This window comes from Planomicrobium soli (assembly GCF_003014655.1).
In the GTDB taxonomy this organism is placed as follows: domain Bacteria; phylum Bacillota; class Bacilli; order Bacillales_A; family Planococcaceae; genus Planococcus; species Planococcus soli_B.
This window is the reverse complement of the sequence record NZ_PYAT01000003.1, coordinates 120984-140362: the sequence shown is the minus strand read 5'-3', so window position 1 is coordinate 140362 and position 19379 is coordinate 120984. Positions and strand designations below refer to the sequence as shown.

The 19379-nt window shown below is 41.5% G+C and carries 23 protein-coding genes; 16 read left to right on the top strand and 7 right to left on the bottom strand.

Annotated elements, in window-relative coordinates:
• Positions 1 to 301: 301 nt before the first annotated feature.
• The 3 genes from B0H99_RS04900 to B0H99_RS04890 are packed head-to-tail and all read right to left on the bottom strand — an operon-like array spanning position 302 to position 1904.
• The gene (locus B0H99_RS04900) at positions 302 to 790 is read right to left on the bottom strand and encodes a DMT family transporter (protein ID WP_106532527.1); all 489 of its coding nucleotides are present in this window, start codon (positions 788 to 790) and stop codon (positions 302 to 304) included.
• An 11-nt stretch (positions 791 to 801) separates the two neighbouring features.
• Positions 802 to 1467, bottom strand: coding sequence for a Crp/Fnr family transcriptional regulator (locus B0H99_RS04895; RefSeq protein ID WP_106532526.1), 666 nt, complete (start codon positions 1465 to 1467; stop codon positions 802 to 804).
• A gap of 11 nt (positions 1468 to 1478) precedes the next feature.
• On the bottom strand, positions 1479 to 1904 hold the full coding sequence (locus tag B0H99_RS04890) for a DMT family transporter (RefSeq protein ID WP_106532525.1): 426 nt from the start codon (positions 1902 to 1904) through the stop codon (positions 1479 to 1481).
• Between the two features lie 574 nt (positions 1905 to 2478).
• Here B0H99_RS04890 and B0H99_RS04885 point away from each other — a divergent pair.
• From B0H99_RS04885 to B0H99_RS04855, 6 genes are all read left to right on the top strand, one after another.
• Complete coding sequence (locus B0H99_RS04885) at positions 2479 to 2772, top strand: DUF2087 domain-containing protein (protein WP_245894398.1); 294 nt, start codon at positions 2479 to 2481, stop codon at positions 2770 to 2772.
• A 27-nt stretch (positions 2773 to 2799) separates the two neighbouring features.
• Entirely contained in the window at positions 2800 to 3294 is a 495-nt protein-coding gene (locus B0H99_RS04880) for a DinB family protein (RefSeq protein ID WP_106532523.1), read from the top strand.
• Between the two features lie 327 nt (positions 3295 to 3621).
• Positions 3622 to 4086, top strand: a complete 465-nt coding sequence (locus tag B0H99_RS04870) for a GNAT family N-acetyltransferase (RefSeq protein WP_106532753.1) — start codon at positions 3622 to 3624, stop codon at positions 4084 to 4086.
• Positions 4087 to 4145: 59 nt separating this feature from the next.
• A complete protein-coding gene (locus B0H99_RS04865) occupies positions 4146 to 4673 on the top strand; it encodes a hypothetical protein (protein ID WP_106532521.1) in 528 nt (175 codons plus the stop codon).
• Positions 4674 to 4868: 195 nt separating this feature from the next.
• On the top strand, positions 4869 to 5942 hold the full coding sequence (locus B0H99_RS04860; protein ID WP_106532520.1) for an aldo/keto reductase: 1074 nt from the start codon (positions 4869 to 4871) through the stop codon (positions 5940 to 5942).
• Between the two features lie 180 nt (positions 5943 to 6122).
• The gene (locus B0H99_RS04855; RefSeq protein WP_106532519.1) at positions 6123 to 6536 is read left to right on the top strand and encodes a hypothetical protein; all 414 of its coding nucleotides are present in this window, start codon (positions 6123 to 6125) and stop codon (positions 6534 to 6536) included.
• 108 nt (positions 6537 to 6644) lie between these two features.
• On the opposite strand, the gene B0H99_RS17765 is transcribed toward B0H99_RS04855, so the two are convergent.
• Genes B0H99_RS17765 through B0H99_RS04845 form a run of 3 tightly spaced genes read right to left on the bottom strand, consistent with a single transcriptional unit; the run spans position 6645 to position 8158 of the window.
• Positions 6645 to 6806 (bottom strand): hypothetical protein, encoded by a 162-nt coding sequence (locus B0H99_RS17765; RefSeq protein ID WP_181313574.1) that lies wholly within the window; start codon positions 6804 to 6806, stop codon positions 6645 to 6647.
• Between the two features lie 46 nt (positions 6807 to 6852).
• Positions 6853 to 7131, bottom strand: coding sequence for a hypothetical protein (locus B0H99_RS04850; RefSeq protein WP_106532518.1), 279 nt, complete (start codon positions 7129 to 7131; stop codon positions 6853 to 6855).
• A 52-nt stretch (positions 7132 to 7183) separates the two neighbouring features.
• Complete coding sequence (locus tag B0H99_RS04845) at positions 7184 to 8158, bottom strand: LCP family protein (RefSeq protein WP_245894396.1); 975 nt, start codon at positions 8156 to 8158, stop codon at positions 7184 to 7186.
• A gap of 181 nt (positions 8159 to 8339) precedes the next feature.
• Between B0H99_RS04845 and B0H99_RS04840 the strand changes: the two genes are divergently transcribed.
• Positions 8340 to 8999: a helix-turn-helix domain-containing protein gene (locus B0H99_RS04840; RefSeq protein ID WP_181313573.1), complete on the top strand. Its 660-nt coding sequence runs from the start codon at positions 8340 to 8342 to the stop codon at positions 8997 to 8999.
• Positions 9000 to 9152: 153 nt separating this feature from the next.
• Here B0H99_RS04840 and B0H99_RS04835 read toward each other — a convergent pair whose 3' ends face one another.
• Complete coding sequence (locus B0H99_RS04835) at positions 9153 to 9746, bottom strand: DedA family protein (RefSeq protein ID WP_106532516.1); 594 nt, start codon at positions 9744 to 9746, stop codon at positions 9153 to 9155.
• A gap of 335 nt (positions 9747 to 10081) precedes the next feature.
• Between B0H99_RS04835 and B0H99_RS04830 the strand changes: the two genes are divergently transcribed.
• From B0H99_RS04830 to B0H99_RS04790, 9 genes are all read left to right on the top strand, one after another.
• The gene (locus B0H99_RS04830; RefSeq protein ID WP_106532515.1) at positions 10082 to 10897 is read left to right on the top strand and encodes an undecaprenyl-diphosphate phosphatase; all 816 of its coding nucleotides are present in this window, start codon (positions 10082 to 10084) and stop codon (positions 10895 to 10897) included.
• A 507-nt stretch (positions 10898 to 11404) separates the two neighbouring features.
• A complete protein-coding gene (gene nikA / locus B0H99_RS04825; RefSeq protein ID WP_106532514.1) occupies positions 11405 to 13027 on the top strand; it encodes a nickel ABC transporter substrate-binding protein in 1623 nt (540 codons plus the stop codon).
• Between the two features lie 20 nt (positions 13028 to 13047).
• Positions 13048 to 13992, top strand: coding sequence for a nickel ABC transporter permease subunit NikB (gene nikB, locus B0H99_RS04820; RefSeq protein WP_106532513.1), 945 nt, complete (start codon positions 13048 to 13050; stop codon positions 13990 to 13992).
• Positions 13989 to 14822, top strand: coding sequence for a nickel ABC transporter permease subunit NikC (gene nikC / locus B0H99_RS04815; RefSeq protein WP_106532512.1), 834 nt, complete (start codon positions 13989 to 13991; stop codon positions 14820 to 14822). Before nikB ends, nikC begins: the two co-directional genes overlap by 4 nt.
• Positions 14823 to 14836: 14 nt before the next feature.
• On the top strand, positions 14837 to 15664 hold the full coding sequence (gene nikD / locus B0H99_RS04810; protein WP_106532511.1) for a nickel import ATP-binding protein NikD: 828 nt from the start codon (positions 14837 to 14839) through the stop codon (positions 15662 to 15664).
• 27 nt (positions 15665 to 15691) lie between these two features.
• Positions 15692 to 16513 carry a nickel import ATP-binding protein NikE gene (gene nikE, locus B0H99_RS04805; protein WP_106532510.1) on the top strand — a complete coding sequence of 274 codons (822 nt, stop codon included), beginning with the start codon at positions 15692 to 15694 and terminating at the stop codon, positions 16511 to 16513.
• 448 nt (positions 16514 to 16961) lie between these two features.
• Positions 16962 to 17411 carry a PTS sugar transporter subunit IIA gene (locus B0H99_RS04800; RefSeq protein WP_106532509.1) on the top strand — a complete coding sequence of 150 codons (450 nt, stop codon included), beginning with the start codon at positions 16962 to 16964 and terminating at the stop codon, positions 17409 to 17411.
• Between the two features lie 97 nt (positions 17412 to 17508).
• Positions 17509 to 18873: a PTS galactitol transporter subunit IIC gene (locus B0H99_RS04795; protein ID WP_219905814.1), complete on the top strand. Its 1365-nt coding sequence runs from the start codon at positions 17509 to 17511 to the stop codon at positions 18871 to 18873.
• On the top strand, positions 18870 to 19154 hold the full coding sequence (locus B0H99_RS04790) for a PTS sugar transporter subunit IIB (protein ID WP_106532507.1): 285 nt from the start codon (positions 18870 to 18872) through the stop codon (positions 19152 to 19154). Before B0H99_RS04795 ends, B0H99_RS04790 begins: the two co-directional genes overlap by 4 nt.
• Positions 19155 to 19379: the final 225 nt, after the last annotated feature.

The window sequence follows — 19379 nt, the reverse complement described above, 5'->3', positions numbered from 1 at the left end:
AAACTGGTTTCGATATTGAATTGGAAATTAAGATCGCTCTTGCTATTCCGCTAAACAGCTCCGCTTGCCTCGGGCTCGCGCCAAACTAACTCGCGCCGAACGCCCCAGTGGATTTCGGCACTTCGCTATCCCGATGGCGTCTTCGCTGTTTAGCTCTATAGCTAAAGGTAAATAGGTAAAGAAAAAAAGAAGAAAGCCCCGACTTGTTTAGGTCTTCTCTCATTTCTTTACCTACTAAGTGATTTTCACCAGCCTAAAAACTGGCAAGCTTTTTACAAGCTTGCCAGTTTTTTAGTTAGCATCATTTATCCGCCTTCAACGTGTTAGTGTCTACATTCATGAACCGCTTCTGTTCCAGTTTTGGGCCTAGCTGGAATAATAAGACGCCACTGCTGATCAGGACGACGCCGAGAAGCGATTGCCATGTGAACGGAACTTGCTCAAGTCCGAACCAGCCAAGTGTATCCCACATTAATCCGAAAAAAATTTGGGAAACCATAATAAGGGATATGGCCCGGCTCGGACCAAGGATCTGCACGCCTTGCGTCACACAGGCAACCACGCCGACACCTAAGATTCCGCTAAACCAAAACCACGGTTCTGCCTGAAACTTGAATAGTCCGGCTCCTTCAATTGCGAGCCCGGCAGCAAATGATGCGGCAAATCCGAGAAAAAGCACAAGAGCGGTGGTGGACCAGACGCTGACCCGTTTTTTGACGTTTGCGTTAAATGTGTTCTGAAGGCAGACGAAAGCGCCGCCGACTAATGCCAGCAAAATGCCGATTGCCATTTGCTTTCCTCCTACTCGTAAATGTTCTGGCCAGCCTGCTCCAACAAGGCCGCCCGGTCAAGCAAGGTGATTTTTCCGCGTTTTTTTGAGATCCATCCGGCTTTTTCAAACTGCTGCAAAACCCGATTCAGATGGCGGTAACTCGTGCCTATCAAATCTGCCATATCAATAAGCGAAGTGGAATCGAGCTTTGGCTGAGTAGGTGTCATGGAAAGAAGGTAACTTGCTACCCGGACATCCACCGCATACAGCAGGCTGAAGTTCATCGCCCTGGTTTTCGTTTCAAACTTCTTTGTGACGGTTTCAAGAAGAAACTGCAGCCAGGCTGCATTGTCCGACATATCTTTACGCAATATAGTGTACGAAATACCGATAACTACAATATCCGTCACGGCTTCCACCGTATTGATGAAACGGCAATCTCTCACATATTCGATGTCTCCTACAATATCTAAAGGCGTCTTGAAAGCCAAAATCAGGCGTTTTCCTTCAGGAGAAAGCATGGAAATTTTCAGTTTTCCCTCAACAAGAAAATAAAGCGTATGGGCATCGTCGCCTTGAGAAAACAGACGTTCACCACTTTCATAGGTAGCGACAATCATGTCCCGTTGAACATACTCAGGGAACAAATCGGAGAGTTGAAAGTGCTGAAGATAATCTTTTACTCGCCGGTCCATTTTGCTCCTCCTTACCATTTTAAAATGATTACGCCTGCAATCATCAGCATGACTCCGGCAATTTGCATCCGGTTGATTTTCTTTTTGGACATATCAAACCAGCCCTTGGTGTCAATGATAATGGCCATGACCAGTTGCGCAATCAAGAAAATACCGATGGTGAGCGTTACGCCCATCCGATGCACCGCTGTCATATTGCTGAACAGAACAATGGCTGCCAGTGCGCCGCCCGACGCATAGAGAGGCGACACTTGATTTAATTGCCGATAGGATTGATCCCTTATGAAGGCAACAATGAGAATTGCTACTACAAAACCGGTCAATTGGGTCATCGCAGCCGCTTGCCATGTGCCGATCTCTTTGCTGATTGTCGCATTGGCGACACTTTGGAATGTCAGAAAAAATCCGCCAGCCAGCGCAAACATTATTCCTTTCATGCCATTCACGCACCTTTCTAATACTATCAATTTACAAGGGTAAAGGCAGCTTGAAAAGGACACATGTCCTATTTGTATCTTTTAAGAGAAAAAATCCTTATAGAATATACCGTATATGTTGGTGATGTTTACTGATTTTTACTTAATCAGATTAAAATATACTGGAACTATTCTGCATAAGGGTTAAGAAAACATATGGAATGTGAGAAATGAGATGACGGGAATGGAAAACTAACCAACATATCGAAGAGACTTAAAATGGCAAAAGATAAAAAGCATCATCTGGGCCAAGAGACAGAAAGCGCTAATCTTGAAATCAATGAATAGTTTTATGATAAACAAGGAAAAAGCAACAATCAGGACTAAAGTGCTCTAACAGAAACAGAAGAAGCTAACCTGGATCTTAATGAACAGTTCTAAAGCGAATCTAGGACTGCATAAATCTTATTGAAAAATTAAATAATTCTCATATGTGCATTTTCACAGTTTCTAATTATTGGTAGAATATAGAAATCAATACTAAAACAAACTTATGTATTTTCTTAATACCCTTATGAATAAGGAGCTGAATAAAATGGATGAGCAATATGGCATTACACTTGAAGAAAAAGAGAGAGTGTTAGCCAATTATTTTAAGGAAGAAGGTACAAAACGGCTTGAGGTTTTTCCCAGCAAGGAAAAGAAGAAAATCATTATCTTACAGCATATTGCAAAAAACTTCCTCCCGCAACAAAGCTATACGGAAAAAGAAGTTAATGCTATTCTCAAACCTATTTACCACGATCATGTATCAGTCCGCCGCTACTTGATCGAGTATGGATTTATGGAGCGCAGCAACGATTGTACATCTTATTGGTTAAAACGCTGAAGCGATAACTTTTTAAGGAGGCCATGAATGAGCGGTAAAGAATTGTTTTTAGCGTATAAAAATGAACTCGACAAATATACTCCAGAGCAGCTGCGGCATATTTCAAAAGGAGGTGTATGGTCTATTGGCCAAATGTATGACCACATTATCCTTGTCGCGCATGAGTATCTCGATAATGTAGAGCTTTGCGCAACAGCTGATGAAGAACAACCTCTCGGAAAAACCCAGACTGGTGAGCAGTTATTCAAAACTGGTGGATTTCCGCCTATTAAAATTAGGCTCCCAGATGAAATGAATGCTCCACCCAATAATTCTGACAGCAAAGAAGAGCTGCGGAACCGAATAGAAAAGCTTATCGAAAGGCTGGAGCAATGGGAAATGAAAGTGGACGCTATCAATCCGAATCATAAAGTGGAACATGGTGGATTCGGCTGGTTAACTGCGAAAGAATGGTACGACCTGATCGAGATGCACTCCCGCCATCACTTGCGCCAAAAAGAAGAGTTGGAGGGTTATATTTGATAGGTGGTTTTTTAAGAAATTCTGGTTTGTGTATTTTCGAGTTAAACTACATTCAACATTTATAATTTCATATAAGATTATCTGCCGCTATAGTGGAGGTGCACTTATAGTGTTTAAGACATATCAAAGTTTGAATCATAGAGGAAAGTTAAAAAGAAGTATTGAATTAGCAGTTTTTTCATTCTTCTTTATCATCGTGCTGTTTGCTTTTACGAAAATTTCCCGAGAGATAATTCTCATAATTTCTCTTGTGTTTATTGTGGTTGGTGCATATCAAATACGAAGAGATTATAAAAATAGCAAAATAGAAGAAGAGGAGTAACAGTGATGGAATATGCATTTTACCCAATGACGCAAGAAATAGCAGAAGAAATCGCTTATCAATGGCATTATGACACTGAGTATTCCTTTTACGATATGGAAGCAGATCAAGAAGATTTGCAGGAATTCGTTAATCCAGTAATACGCGGTAATTCTTATTTCATGGTAATCCAAAATAATGAGACTATAGGATTCTACTGTTTTCATCAAATCACTGAGAAAACAATTGATATGGGTCTCGGAATGAAGCCCGATTTAACTGGAAATGGAAGCGGGGTAGAATTCTTGGAAGCTGGAATGGCTTTTTTAAAATCACGATTTCTTCCAGAAAAAGTTACCCTGTCAGTAGCCACCTTTAATAAAAGAGCGATAAAAGTCTATAAAAAGATAGGATTTGAAGAAAATGGCACATTTATTCAAGCGACTAATGGAGGCAATTACGAATTTCTGAAGATGATTTACCATTGTTGAATCGAATAAAACCAGATTCTCTTCATAGCAATATAGGAGACAGTTGACAGGAGGAAAAGATGATTAAGTTAATTAAAGAAATCAATAGCACACTGGCTTATTGGGAAGTTTGGAATGACGGGAAATTGTTGACGATTCACTCAGGTTTTGTAGGTGAAACGGGTGATACAGAAGAATTAAAACTAAAGATGTTCGAGAGATCAGAAAAAGTGATGGATAAACTGGCGGAAGAGAAGTTGGCAGAAGGATATGACTATCTGGACGAAGACGAGTTGATTGAACTCGTGCTCCAATATCCATACGAAGAACAGCACATGGAAAAAGCTCTTGAAAAAAGACACCAAGTCGAAGACTTGGTGAATAATTGTTTAGGGTGGACTGGAAATGGTGCATGCGATGGTGGAGACATCGGTAGTGGCACGACGAATATCTTCAATTATGTAATTGATGTAGAAAAAGCGTTGAAGACCATACTCGAGGAACTAACTGAGGAGAATTTACTGGAAAATGTGAAAATCGCTTTTCTGGATGAGAACGAGGAGTACATTGGCATTCATCCAGCAGGAACGGTTTTTGAAGTTTTATAGGAACTGCGCATATATTTAAAAGTGGAACTCCAGGTAGAACACATTCACATGGCTTTTTTCTGTGTACATAGCTACAAGTTTAAACCTGAACTTACAGCTGCATTCATTCTGACAGCTCCGTTTACTAATAGGCCTGTCGGGTAATCTACTAATGTGTCTTATTCAAAAAAACAATACTCATATTAGGAGGATTCTATGGAATATATCTACTTAGGAAATTCAGGATTGCGAGTCCCGAAATACATATTGGGTACAGTGCCGTTCAGCGGGACAAATGGCTTTGAAGCGGCAGGCAACGTGAAGGAAGACGAAGCGCGCAGAATGGTCGACTTGTCTTTAGAGGCCGGAATCAATATGTTCGATACCGCAAACCTTTACTCAAAAGGAGACGCTGAACGAGTACTTGGAGCCGCAATCCGGGGGCACCGCGATGAAGTGCTGCTGACGTCGAAAACGGGGTTCCCTCTAGGGGATGAGCCGAATGCCCGCGGGGCTTCACGCAATAACATTCTGGCTTCCATAGATCGGTCATTAAAACGGCTCGGAACCGATTACCTGGACCTTTACTTCGTGCATCTATGGGATGGACAAACGCCTGTCGAAGAAACTGTGGAAACCATGACCAGCCTCGTAAAGGCCGGAAAGATCCGTCATTGGGGAGTTTCCAACTACAGCGGCTGGGCGCTTGCAAGAACAGTCTCGGTCGCGCAGCAGCCCGGATTTATTCCGCCGATCACTCAGCAAATCTATTACACGCCCGAAGCCAGGGAAGCGGAATATGAGCTGCTTCCGGCTGGCAAGGAACTAGGCATCGGCTCGATGATCTGGAGCCCGCTCGGGGAAGGGCTTTTGAATGGTAAAATTGGGCGCAACAAACAAGCCGCGCCGAATACGCGGCAAGGCGGAGGTTGGCCGGAACCGTGGGTCCAGGACCAGGAACGCCTTTACCAAGTGATTGATGCCCTGGAAGAAGTGGCGGCGAATCATGGCGCCACCGTTCCACAAATCGCTTATACGTGGGTAAAAGACCGTCCGAATGTCGGACCGATTGTAATTGCGGCGCGCAACGAAGAACAATTGAAGGAAAACATTGCCTCTTTTGATATACAGTTGACGCCGGAAGAGCACGACCGGATCGAATCGGTCGCGCGTCCAGTGCCAATTTATCCGCTTTGGCATCGCGCCATGAATTCATTTGAAATGGGCAGCCCTTCAGAAATTCCATATCTGCAAGGCTACAGACAATCGATGGGTCTGGATGATAAATAAAAGCAAAAGCATCAAAATCAGAGATATAAACAATCTCTGATTTTGATGCTTTTTATATGTAAAATTCCAGATTATTACTTATTTAACTTGAAAATAATTTATACTCTTTATAAGAGGGGAATAGAGAATAACTTGTTTAAGCATTATCAACCTTTAATATCTGAAAGGGAGGAGAGAATAATGAACAAAAGAATAACAATAGCAATGTGTATGGTTTTCTTTTTTCTTAACGGCTGTGCCAATAACTCAGTCGAACAGATACAAGCAGATTACATTGATATTGCTTACGGAGACAGTTTGTATGAAGGAAAGGATAAAGTTGAAAAATCTGTTGTGCAATCAGTTGTAGCTGCCTATAACGAACTAGAGTATGCAGAACAAACAAGTGAAGATATCGATTATTCCAAAGCAATAACGCTCACATTTATCCATCAAGACAAAATTTCAGGAATATTGGTCATGGATGACAAAGGTGTTTTCCAAACCAAACACGGAATCGAAAAAAAGGGAATGGATATTAGATATATCCATTCCGGAAATGATATTCATGAACAAGCTTTGAAGATATATGAAACTGTCCAGAAGCAATATTGAAAAAAATTAGATAAAACTTCAGATAGGCTATGCACATAAAAAATGCCCATCCATTGTTTAGAGAAACAACGGATGGGCATTTTACACGTTTTGCGGAAACATTAAAACTTAATCATTTACCAAGTTATAAAACAAGTAGGTGATCAAATCATACAACCCGACAAGCGCGTACAAAAAGCCACTGACTATCAATAACCCTATGAAGAAAAAGCAAATTGTCCTTAAGATGCTTATTAGTGTATTTCGCATTCCATCATTACTTTTTTTCATTTTATCCACTCATTCTTCATTATTCCAAAGACATGGAGAGTTGTTGTCAGTCTTTGTTTCTCAACGCATTAATCAAGTAACTTTCAGTGTTTTTCGCCAGTTTCCGGGCTTTTAAATTGTTCCTCGCATCGGGATGCAGATAATTTAGTTTAACTTCTATAGTAGAGTAGGTTTCTATAACTTTTACAAGAATCAAATCTTCGAGATCGGAATAGTGCTGATTGTCGTTCCATCCTTTGATTTCCACTTCATAAAAGGGGAAACCTAAGTTCGTGTGTCCTCTGCCTATATTTCCTCCCCAATCCACATAAGTCCAAGTGAGCAAACCAACACCTACTTTCTATAAGGAATTACCAATAAAACAAAACAGCACACGGTTATTCAGCCGTTAATTCAACTGCCAATTCATCCGTTAAAAAGCTGTTTAATGCATCTTTATTGGCTTCTATATCTGGAACCAGTACTTCACCGACATTTCTGCGCTCCTCTGTAAAAGCATTAACAGCCGGAATGCGAAGTGTTTCCATCTCTTCTGATCCTCCTTGAATAAGTGATTTGCCTATGGCAAGCAAAATTCGCTTATCGATATCTGTATCGATGTATGTATCAAGTGCATCTAAAATCTGAGGCAGGTTCAGCAAAGTTTGAAAATTAACGCCTTGCTTTTTTGCTGCGGTTAAAACTTCCTGTTGTCTTTCCACACGGCCAAAATCACTTTTTTTGTCATGGCGGAAGCGGACGTATCCAAGCAACTGGTCACCGTGCAATGTTTGTTCTCCAGGTTCAAGCGTCATCTCGATGCCATGGGACATTTCATAAGGTATATCAACTTCGATGCCTTTAGGAATGATCAAATCGAAAATTTTGGGGAAACCCGTAAAATCAACAGAAGCGTAGTAATCTGTTTGGATGCCAAAGTTTTCGTAAATCGTTTCACTTACCAAATCCGGACCGCCAAAGGCATGAGCCGCGTTGATTTTCTGCATACCGTAATTAGGGATGCTAACATAAGTATCACGCATAAAAGAAACCAATTTGAGTTCATTGGATTCAGGTTTGTAATTGGCCATCATTAACGTGTCCGAAAGGCCGTATTCATCGCCTCTTCTGTCGGTTCCGATCAATAACACATTAATTTCATTTAAATTCGATGTGTCGGTGTCTGCAAGCAAAAGATCCGCTTCTTGCTCTTTATAACGCGGTTCCTCTTCTTCAAGCATTTTTTTGCTGCTATTGAAATTGAATGCTAAGAAGATAAGCGTTGCACTGATCAAAAGCAGCGGCAAGATGATCTTGCCAACTTTTAAATGGCTGGCTTTGTCTCGTTTGTATACGTTTTTGCTTCTTGTCACTCCATTACCCTCTTTGCGTGTTGTAAAATAGATAGCAGTCATACAAAAGTTTAGGTGGATGTTGACAATTTGTCAACGGACAGCTGTGTTGACAAAAAAACAACTAATAGATAGAGTATTTCTAAATGCCAGCTTTTGCCTTATAAAGTTTCTTGAATAATACAGGAAAGGAGCAAACGTGGTGGAAGAAAACCAGAACAGCCTCGAATCTTTACTCCGGGGAGCCATAGAACGGCGAAACTACTCCGTGCGTCAATTAGCGGACCTCACGTCTATCGATAAAGCGACCATTTCACGAATTGTAAACGGCAAAAGAAAACCGACCCTCCAGCATTTGAAAAAGTTATCTGCAACGCTTGACCTTTCTTTTAACGATCTAGTGGAAGCTATCGACCAAGATTTAGGCTCGGAACCCAGTAAGCAGAAAAAAGCCGATAAGAAAACTTTCTCTGCAGCACCTCTGGCAAACGAGATGGATCTTTTGCAAAAATCAGTCCAGCTGCACGACAAATCAATTACAATTGACAAACTTTCCACGGAGTTGGAAACGTTCGAGAAGTACGCTGAAACTAACGAAGGAATTTCAACAATTGAAGAAGGATTTGAAGCGAAAGTAAAGAATTTCGGCAATATCGGACCGTATATCCAACAGCTTCAATTGTGGCACCGGAAAATTTCAAAGAGGGAAGGAAGCAAAAGCGAATTAGCCATCATGGCAGGAGCTTTGCTTTACTTCATTTTGCCATTGGATTTGCTGCATGATTATGTGTTTGCAGTTGGCTATTTGGATGACTGCTTGGCAATTCAATTAGCGGCAAATAAACTTGATAATAGAATATGAGCTGATCCCTTTAAGCGGCCCAATGAATTATAGGGTTATAACTGTGAAGGCTGACTAAATAGGAAAAAAGGGAAAAAGAAAAAGCCGTCAGAGAAATCTCACGGCTTTTGTACAGTTTCTTGTTTTAATAAAAGACTTGAAGCAGATTTGCTTTTAAGCTGTTTTTGGTTTTCTTCGTCTTTTAAGAATCATCCAGAAGACGACCAATGCGATCGGCAACAACAGGAAATTTGCATATTGGCCCATCATTTCACCGGCTTTCGTCCATTGCGGTCCGAGGCGGAAACCTAAATAGACATAGATGGATGTAATAGGAAGCATGGCTATATATGTATAGAAGATAAATTTCCAGATGTTCATCTTGGCCATACCGCATGGAATAGATACGGCTGTCCGTACACCGGGGACAAAACGCCCAAGGAATGCTACGCCACCGCCGTACTTTTCAAAAAACGCATCTGATTTATTGATATGTTCTTCTGTAACTAAGAAGTATTTCCCGAATTTCAAGACCATTGGCCTTCCGCCATAACGGCCAAGTGCATAAAGTGTCAAGGGGCCGAGTACACCGCCTATCGAACCTGCTAGAATTGCGCCGTACAAATTCAAGTCGCCTTGGTAAACCCAATAGCCGGCTAGCGGCAATACCAGTTCAGCAGGAACGAACTCCAGTGTCAACGCCAGCATAATGCCGAAATACGATAGCCCTTTTAGAGCATCCATAAGTTGAAGGATAAGACCTTCCATCAATTTTTTACCTCCTTCACTTCTGATTTTTTCCAGAAAAATTAAAACCGGAAAGTTATAACAGTCTTCAAGATAGGAAGTATATCATAAAGTGGCAAAAGAAAATAGGTTTAACAACTAATTTGTGCTCTCAAAAATATAGAAGATTGGTTAGGATGGACTCGAAAATCGTATCTCTAAATTACACAAGTTTTCCATATTATTTCAGGTTCAAAGTAATGTTCTGCTGGAAATAAGGTGAGCATTAGCTGTAAGTTATATATTGGAAAAGAAAAATGGAACAAAGCGAACGTTAATATCGTTCTAAAAAGAAGAGAGTCACCTAAGGAGGAAGTATGGAAAATTTAGATTTTATTTTAATTATTAAAATGATTATTATCGGTATTGTACAAGGCTTCACGGAACCGATTCCCGTATCGTCAAGCGGACACGTTATGATAGCAAGTGAACTTTTAGGGTTAGGAGAACAAGGTTTTACATTTGCCATATTAACCAATACGGCTTCATTATTAGCAATCATGTTCATTTATCGAAAAGATATTATACGATTGGCTGCAAATTCTCTGCTATACATAAAAACAAAAGAATCTACATATAAAAGTGACTTCCGTTTCGTCTTGTATTTAATTATCGGCACTATTCCAGCAGGAGTGCTGGGAGTACTTTTAAAAGATCTTATCGCTGAAAGTGTCAGTATGACTACCATCGCGATCATGCTGTTTGTTACCGGAATCGCTTTATGGTTGATCAGAAACAGACGCGGTTCAAAAGGTGAAGGCACCATGACTGCAAAAGATGCCTTTCTAGTCGGTCTTGGCCAAGCAGCGGCGCTTACTCCAGGGATCAGCCGCTCAGGTGCAACAATCATCTCTGCAATTGCTGTGGGACTGGATCAAAAAACAGCTTTACGTTTCTCTTTCTTGCTCTATATCCCGGTCAGCTTGGGAGGAGTCGTTCTTGGAATTTCGGATTTTTTAAACGAATCCAATAAAGCCGATCTGGCAATTCCATATGCAGCGGCGTTTATCGCTACACTTCTTATGTCTTATTATGCTTTGCGCTGGTTCATGGGAATTATGGAAAAAGGCAAACTGATTTATTTTGCATATTACTGTTTTATCGTTGGTGTGCTTTTATTAATCTTCTTTTAAAAGTTAAGTATGAGGCAGGATGTTTAATAACACTAAGCCTGCCCACTAAAGCAGCAGCTGCTTATTGAAGCTGCCAAAGCTGTCGAGAAACTCTCGACAGCTTTTTTCATTTCACTTCAGACGGATGCTTTAGAGGGGCGCTGCCTGCTTTACTTTATCACTGCTCCACTGTAGTCGCCAGCTTTCTCCTTCTGTCTTTAACTATGGAGCGGTTTTGCGAAATAGCAAAAAGTTATCCATCGCAACTTCTTAATTATACGGTGTTTCCAACCACTGAAGCATTAGTTGTCAATTTTGTGTACAGCAATAATGAAGGTTAATTGAATTGCGTTCATAATACTTGATTCAATAGCTCTAATATTCATAATTGAATAGAGTGGAAAATTTATTGAAAATGCCTTGCTGTCAATGTTTGTATTGACAAAATCCATTAATGTTATTATAGTTACAAAAGTAAGAATGAGAATCATTATCACTTTTAATCAATTGGAGAGGAATTATCCCATTATGAAAAATGTGCAAAAGAAAATGCTTTTATTTATAGCAGCGTTGTTATTAGTGAGTGGGTTTTTAGCTGGATGTTCCAGTGAAGGTTCCGGTTCAACAACTGAATCGGGAACAGAAGAGAAGGGGAATACTATTACAATGTCTTGGCCAAGAGATATTGGAACAATGAATCCCCACGTATACAATCCTTCGCAACTGATCGGCCAATCGATGATCTATGAGCCCTTGGTGAGCTATGAAGAAGGCGGCGAATTGAAACCGCACCTTGCAGAATCATGGGAAATTTCGGAAGATGGCAAAGAATATACATTTAAACTGCGTGAAGGTGTAAAGTTCTCGGATGGAACGCCGTTCAATGCTGAAATCGTTAAGAAAAACTTTGACGCAATAATGAAAAATGCAACATCTCACAGTTGGCTTGGCGTTATCAATGTTCTTGAGAAGACAGAAGTAGTAGACGATCTAACATTAAAAATGGTTTTGAAAGAACCTTATTATCCTGCATTGCAGGATTTGGCGGTTGTCCGTCCAGTACGCTTTTTGGGCGAGGCCGGCTTCCCGGAAGATGGGGATACTTCTAAAGGGATCACTAATCCCGTAGGAACAGGCCCGTGGCTTTTGGATGAATACAAAAAAGACGAATATGCTGTTTTCAAAAGAAACCCTGATTATTGGGGCGAGAGCCCGGAACTTGAGCAAGTGACCGTTAAAATTATACCGGACGCAGAAACTCGGGTAATGGCGTTTGAAAAAGGCGAGCTGGATTTGATATATGGAGAAGGGGCTATCAGCATGGACTCTTTCAACCAGCTGAAGGAATCCGGGGAATATACTACAGACCTGTCAGACCCTGTAGGAACGAGAAGTTTGCTTTTAAATTCAACAAACGAAAAATTGGCTGATCTACAAGTCCGCCAGGCATTGCAGCATGGATTCAACAAACAGGCAATGGTTGAAGGCATTACATTGGGGCTTGAAGAAAAAGCGGATAATATTTTATCTACGAACTTCCCATATACCAATGTTGACGTAAATCCAGTAGAATATGACGTTGAAAAAGCGGCGGCTCTTCTTGATAAAGCCGGCTGGAAACTTCCTTCTGGTAAGACAGTCCGGGAAAAGGACGGTCAGGCGCTTGAATTCGAATTGATTTACGACAAAACCGATCCTATTCAAAAATCGATGGCTGAAACCCTTCAAGCTGAATGGTCAGCAATTGGAGTTAAACTGAACATCACTGGTCTGGAATTGACAGTTCAAATCGAACGACGCAAATCCGGAAACTTTGATATTGATTTCTGGTACAACTACGGAGCGCCTTATGATCCGCATTCGTTCATCAATATAGTTGCAGAAAAAGGGTGGGGAGTTTCAGAAGCTCATTCTGCGTTGCCGATGAAAGAAGAATTGAACCAGCAAGTAAATGATACGCTAGCTTCTACAGATGAAGCAGAACGCCAGCAGCTATATGGATCAATTTTAGGTACTTTGCAGGAACAATCAGTTTTCGTGCCAATTTCCTATATTAAAAAATCGGTTGTTTATCAAAACAATATTACTGAATTCAAGTTCCCTGCTAATCGTGACGAACACCCTTTCAATGAAATAAAAATCAAACAGTAATCTAACAAGGAGGACAAATTATGGTCGCATATATTGCAAAACGCATCTTTGCGGTAATACCTATTGTTCTCTTTGCCATACTGCTTATGTTTGCGCTTGTTCGCATGTCTCCGGTTGATCCGGCTGAAGCCTATCTCGCGGCAGCGAATATACACCCTACAGAAGAGCTGCTGGCCGAGAAAAGACATGAGTTCGGTTTGGATCAACCTTTGTTCGTCCAATATTTACAGACTGTAAAGAATATAGCGCTGCTGGATTTCGGCAACTCTTATATGACCAATTCGCCCGTCTGGGAAGAAGTTGCTGCTAGGCTGCCTGCAACGTTTCAGCTTGCAGCAAGCAGTATTCTTCTTTCTATTTTAATAAGTGTACCGCTCGGATTTTTGTCGGCGATTTACAAAAATGGTCCGATCGATCATTTCAGCAAAGGGCTTTCCTATTTCGGCGCTTCCATTCCTCAATTTTGGCTAGGCTACTTGCTGATATTTTTCTTTGCCGTCAAATTGGATTTGTTTCCTGTGGAAGGAAGAGGCTCTTGGCAGCATTTGGTTCTTCCTAGCGTTACCTTATCAGTGGCATTGATTGCAATATATACCCGTCTTCTGCGAGCAAGTGTACTTGAAGAACTTCAGGAATTTTACGTGTTATACGCTAGAACTAGAGGCATCAAGGAAAGTGCGATTATGGTGAAACATGTTCTGAAAATCGCCATTTCTCCAATGATGACTGGTTTAGGCATGAATCTAGGCAAACTTTTGACCGGTACGATTATTGTGGAACAAGTATTTTCATGGCCCGGTTTCGGACGTTATTTTATAGAGGCAATTTTTAACCGGGATATTCCAGTTATTCAGTGTTATGTTGTTTTAGCCGCATGTTTGTTTATCGTATGCAATCTGATTGTGGAGCTGCTGCAGCTGTATATGGATCCCCGCATTTCTTGGAAAGAGAGGACTGAACCTTGATTTCGAGTATACGATCAGTAAAAAAAAGCAAAAAAGCAATCGTCATATGCTCGATTATTTTGTTCTTTTTTTTCACAATCAGTATTTTAGCGCCATGGATTTCTCCACATGATCCTATTCAAGTGAATTTACTGCAGAAGCTTTCACCTCCGTCATGGGAATACCCGCTTGGCACTGACCATTTAGGCCGATGCAATCTATCCCGTATTTTACACGGCGCCCGTGTATCGCTTGGATTTGCTTCGTTGATCTTCATTTCTTCATTGGGGATCGGGTTATTGGTTGGCACTTTTGCAGGTTATAAAGGCGGATGGGTCGACGTTTTGCTGATGCGCTTTTGTGAGGGTGTTATGGCTTTTCCAAACCTTGTTCTGGTTCTAGGAATTGTTGGTTTGTTGGGGCCGGGATTATGGCAAGTAGTGTTAGCATTGACGATGGTTCAGTGGGTTTATTACGCCCGTATGATCCGCGGCATGGTAGTAAGCATGAAAGAACAGAATTTTATAACGGCGGCACGCATAAGCGGGTCTTCTACAAGCAAGATTATCAGAACGCACTTGATTCCTAATATTATTCCGCCGATCGTGGTCATGGGCACATTGGAAATGGGATGGGCAATTATGGATATATCCGCCCTTTCATTTTTGGGGCTCGGCATTCAACCGCCGACACCCGAATGGGGAGCTATGATCCATGAAGGGAAAGGGTTTATCCGAAGCCATCCAGAGCTGATGCTGTATCCAGGACTTATGATATTGTTCGTCGTAATATCATTCAATATTTTAGGCGAATCTTTATCCGAACATTTTGGAGTTAAAAGCCGCAATTAGAAGGAGGAAAGCAAATGGAAAAATCACGCAGCGTCTTACAAGTGAACAACCTTAATGTCAAGGTGAAGTCCGAAAGGGAGGAACTGCCTCTCGTTCATGACTTGAATTTTGAAATAGAGGCTGGGAAAATTCTTGGGTTAGTGGGAGAAAGCGGAAGCGGAAAATCCATTACGTGTATGTCCCTCCTTCAGCTTTTAGACAAAAAGTTGATGTCTGTAGAAGGAAGCGTCCAATTGCACGGACGTGAATTAAATGGCTTGAAACCGAAAGAAATGCGAACGATTCGGGGGAAAGAAGTGGGCTTTATCATGCAAAATCCCATGAATGCTTTCACGCCGGTTTATACGATTGGCCAGCAATTTATCGAAACGATCCGGACACATTCGAATCTTTCTAAAAGAGAAGCTTTCGATTTGGCAGTTTCCTCGATGGAGTCCGTGAACCTTCAGCAGCCATCCAAGCTGATGGGCATGTATCCTTTCCAACTAAGCGGAGGAATGCTTCAACGGGTTATGATCGCCATATCGATGTGCTTGCGTCCTTCTCTTGTCATCGCGGACGAACCTACAACGGCGCTTGATGTAACCAATCAGCTTCAAGTGCTAAACGAATTGGACCGCTTGAGAACAGAGTGCGGAACTGCAATCCTGCTCATTTCCCATGATCTGGGCGTGATTTCGGAACTTGCTGATGATGTAGCCGTAATGCGGGAAGGTCGGATCGTGGAAAATGCGGATGTGTTCCAGTTGTTCGACCGTCCAAAACATGAATATACAAAACAGCTATTGCGCGCCAGACCATTACTGCCGGTAATAGAGCACCGTGAAGTAGTCATTGTATAGATTTTTTAAAAAGAGGGGGTAAGACCGATGGATTTGTTGGAAGTAAAGAATGTTAGCCATACATACGGTTCCCGCCGTCTGTTTGAGCGTACAACCCAGGAAACACCGGTTCTTTCAGACGTCTCTTTTTCTATGCAGCATGGCACTTGTTTAGGGCTACTTGGCTCAAGCGGAGCAGGAAAAAGCACATTGGGCAAAATTATCTTGGGATTAGAAAAACCGAAAAAGGGCCAAATCCTTTTTGAAGGGCAGGACCTCTATTCTGCAAATGCCCAGACACGGAAGCAAATTCGCAGAGATTTACAGGTAGTATTTCAGGATTGCTACTCATCGGTTAATCCACGTATGACAGCTGAGAAAATCGTCGCGGAACCTTTGGAAAACTATGAAAAGTTATCTCCATCTGAGCTTCAAAGAACGGTGGCTCGTTTATTGGATCGCGTCGGTTTAAAGACGGAAGATATGAAGAAGTTTCCGCGGCAGTTCAGTGGAGGCCAACTTCAACGGTTGAATATTGCAAGGGCTATCGCTTTAAAGCCAAAACTTATTGTTATGGATGAGCCGATCAGCAGCTTGGATATGGTGAATCAGGCAAATATTTTGAACTTGTTGGACGAGTTGAAAGCAGATTATGATTTATCATACCTCTTTATTACACATGACATACGGGCAGCCTATACTGTAGCTGATGAGTTGGCTGTAATGGAAAAGGGCGAAGTGGTGGAATATTGCCCTGATAAAAAGGAAATATTCAACTCAACGAACCCAACTGTAAAAAAGTTGATATCGGCCATTCTACTTGAACATCCTATGTTCCGGACAAAAAAGCCGTTGCGGACCATTACTTGATAAAGCTTTAACTTCCTCATGAGTAGTGAAAGCAAGCATTTAAAGACTCTGGTTGATTAATATATACAAAATCCATAAGAGGGAAGGGTGCTGTTTGTTCAGCATCCTTCCCTCTTATATTTTGGGCAAAAAGCTCTTAACTGACGGATTATATAAGCTTGGATAAAGTTATGGGAGGAAAACAGACTGCAAAAGGTGAATAAAGCAGTATGGCCGGCAGAACACATTATCGAAAGATTCTTAAAATTGTATTGATTAAATATGAAAGCGCTTTTATAATTGTGATATTATCATTTGTGCAGTTGTTGAACATATGTAAAAAGTACGGGAGAGGAAAATGTAGGAGTCTTAAAATCCTGAATACATACTTTCGTTTGCTTAAAGCTTGATTTTAACCTAATCATCTATTTGTTTTTAATACAGAAATTATTGGTAGGGGGAATGGGCAGTGAAGTTAGATAAAGAATTGGTCGTTATTGATTTAGAAGTCGATTCCAAAGAAGAGGCGCTGGAGGTGCTAGGGAAACAACTGCTTGAAATCGGAGTAGTCAAAGAAGGATTTGTAGAAAGCATTCTTAAAAGAGAAGAAGCCTTTCCAACCGGACTGCCCACTGCCCCTTTTGGAGTTGCTATTCCGCATACTGATGGGGACATGGTGAATGAGTCGAAAATTGCATTTGCTTTGCTGAAAGAACCGGTGAAGTTTTATATGATGGGAAAAAATGATGAGCTGGTTGCCGTAAAAATGATTTTTATGCTCGCGTTAAAAACTCCGGAAGATCAGTTAGAAATGCTTCAAAAGCTGGTTGGTATGTTCCAAAATCCAGAAACTGTAACGAAACTTGCAGAAACCAAAGATGTCGATGCGCTGAACAAACTGATTAGTGATACTGCATAAAAGAAGACATCGGTTACAAACTTAGGATAGACAGCAAAGCCATATTTTTTTGGCTTCGTTGTGCAAGATATAAATTAAGAATTAAGGAGGGAATATGATGGGATTTCTTCAATGGTTCGTTGATTTAGGCGCTAGTGTTTTGTTGCCGATTTTAATTTTTATCTTTGCATTAATACTTGGGACAAAGCCGGGCAAGGCACTGCGTGCAGCATTGATCGTCGGTATCGGATTTGTCGGGATTAACTTGGTGATTGGGTTGCTTGTAGAAAGTTTAGGGCCGGCGGCTCAAGCGATGGTCGAAAATTTCGGTTTTAGCTTGAATACAATTGATGTTGGTTGGCCGGCAGCTGCTGCAATTGCCTATGGTACATCACTAGGAAGTTTGGCGATACCGCTTGGGGTCGGGGTCAACGTACTGTTATTGACGTTCGGTTTAACAAAAACGTTGAATGTTGATATATGGAATTTTTGGCACGTGGCTTTGACAGGTTCGCTGGTATACGCCTTGACAGCTGATTTCTGGCTGGGCGTACTGACCATTATCGTTCACCTGCTTTTGCTTTATTTGATGGCAGATGTGCTGGCGAAGTATATTGAGAAGTTTTATGGATTCCAGAACATCACATTTCCACATGGTACGTCGGCACCATCAGCATTTGTAGCCATCCCGATGAACTGGGTTTTTGACCGGATACCCGGGTTCAATAAGCTGGAAGCCGACCCGGAATCTATTCAAAAAAGACTCGGTATTTTGGGTGATTCGACCATAATCGGTGTGATGATCGGAATTTTGATCGGCATCTTAGCCGGCTATGATGTTCCCGGCATTTTGCAGCTGGCAATTCAAACAGCTGCAGTCATGGTGCTGCTTCCGAGAATGGTTGCTCTTCTTATGGAAGGTTTAGTTCCTGTTTCGGAAGCGGCGGGCGCGTTTGTCAAGAAGCGTTTCCCGGGTAGAGACCTTTATATCGGCATGGACAGCGCACTGGCTATCGGCCATCCGGCGGTCTTGTCTTCCGCGCTGCTGCTTGTACCGATTACGATTTTCCTTGCAGTATTGCTGCCAGGAAACTCGGTACTGCCGTTCGCTGATTTAGCGTCCATCCCTTTTTTAATTTGCTTAATGGTCCCGATATTCAGAGGGAACATTGTCAGAACGGTAATCGGCGGGACCATCTATATTGGAGTAGGGCTTTATATAGCTACCTGGATAGCTCCGTTATTCACTCAATCCGCCATAGCTGCAAATTTTGAAATGGGAGCCAATACCAGTATTTCTTCATTGATTGATGGGGCGGTATGGACAACCTTCGTCTTTGTCTGGATTCCGAAAATTTTAAGCTGGTACGGAATGATCGCTTTAGGATTGATCATACTGATGGGGCTCATTTATCAAAACAAGATCAGACCGAGACGAGAGTTGCAAAAAGAAGAACGATTAGAAGGAGAGGAAGCTAAATGAAAAAATTATTGATCATGTGTGGGACAGGAATTGCGACTTCAACCGTCGTCAAAGGGAAAGTGGAAGAATGGCTCAAGGAAAACAACCTGAGCCAGGAAGTAAAAATCTATCAGTCTAAAGTAAGCGATGAAATCGGCAGGATTGATGACTATGATGTTATCCTGTCAACTACACTTGTACCAAACAACATAAAAGACAAAGTGATTGACGGGGTGCCTTTGTTAACAGGAATCGGAATCGAAAGCATGTATGAGAAAGTTTTGGCTGAAATCAAGCGATAGAAAAGAAAGCGGAAAAGAAGAAGTGGTAAAACAGCCGTAGAGTGTCTATCCGATTTGGGCGTGCGTTATCAATGCACAACCAAAACGGATAGGCTTTTTGTTTAAAACAGTACAAGATTTTTAATATTTGAAATGGGATGCAGGAAAGCAGAAGGTTGCTGCGGAATACTTACCATATCTTTATTGGAACTATTTCATATACTTCAACTAAAAGGAGAATGATAC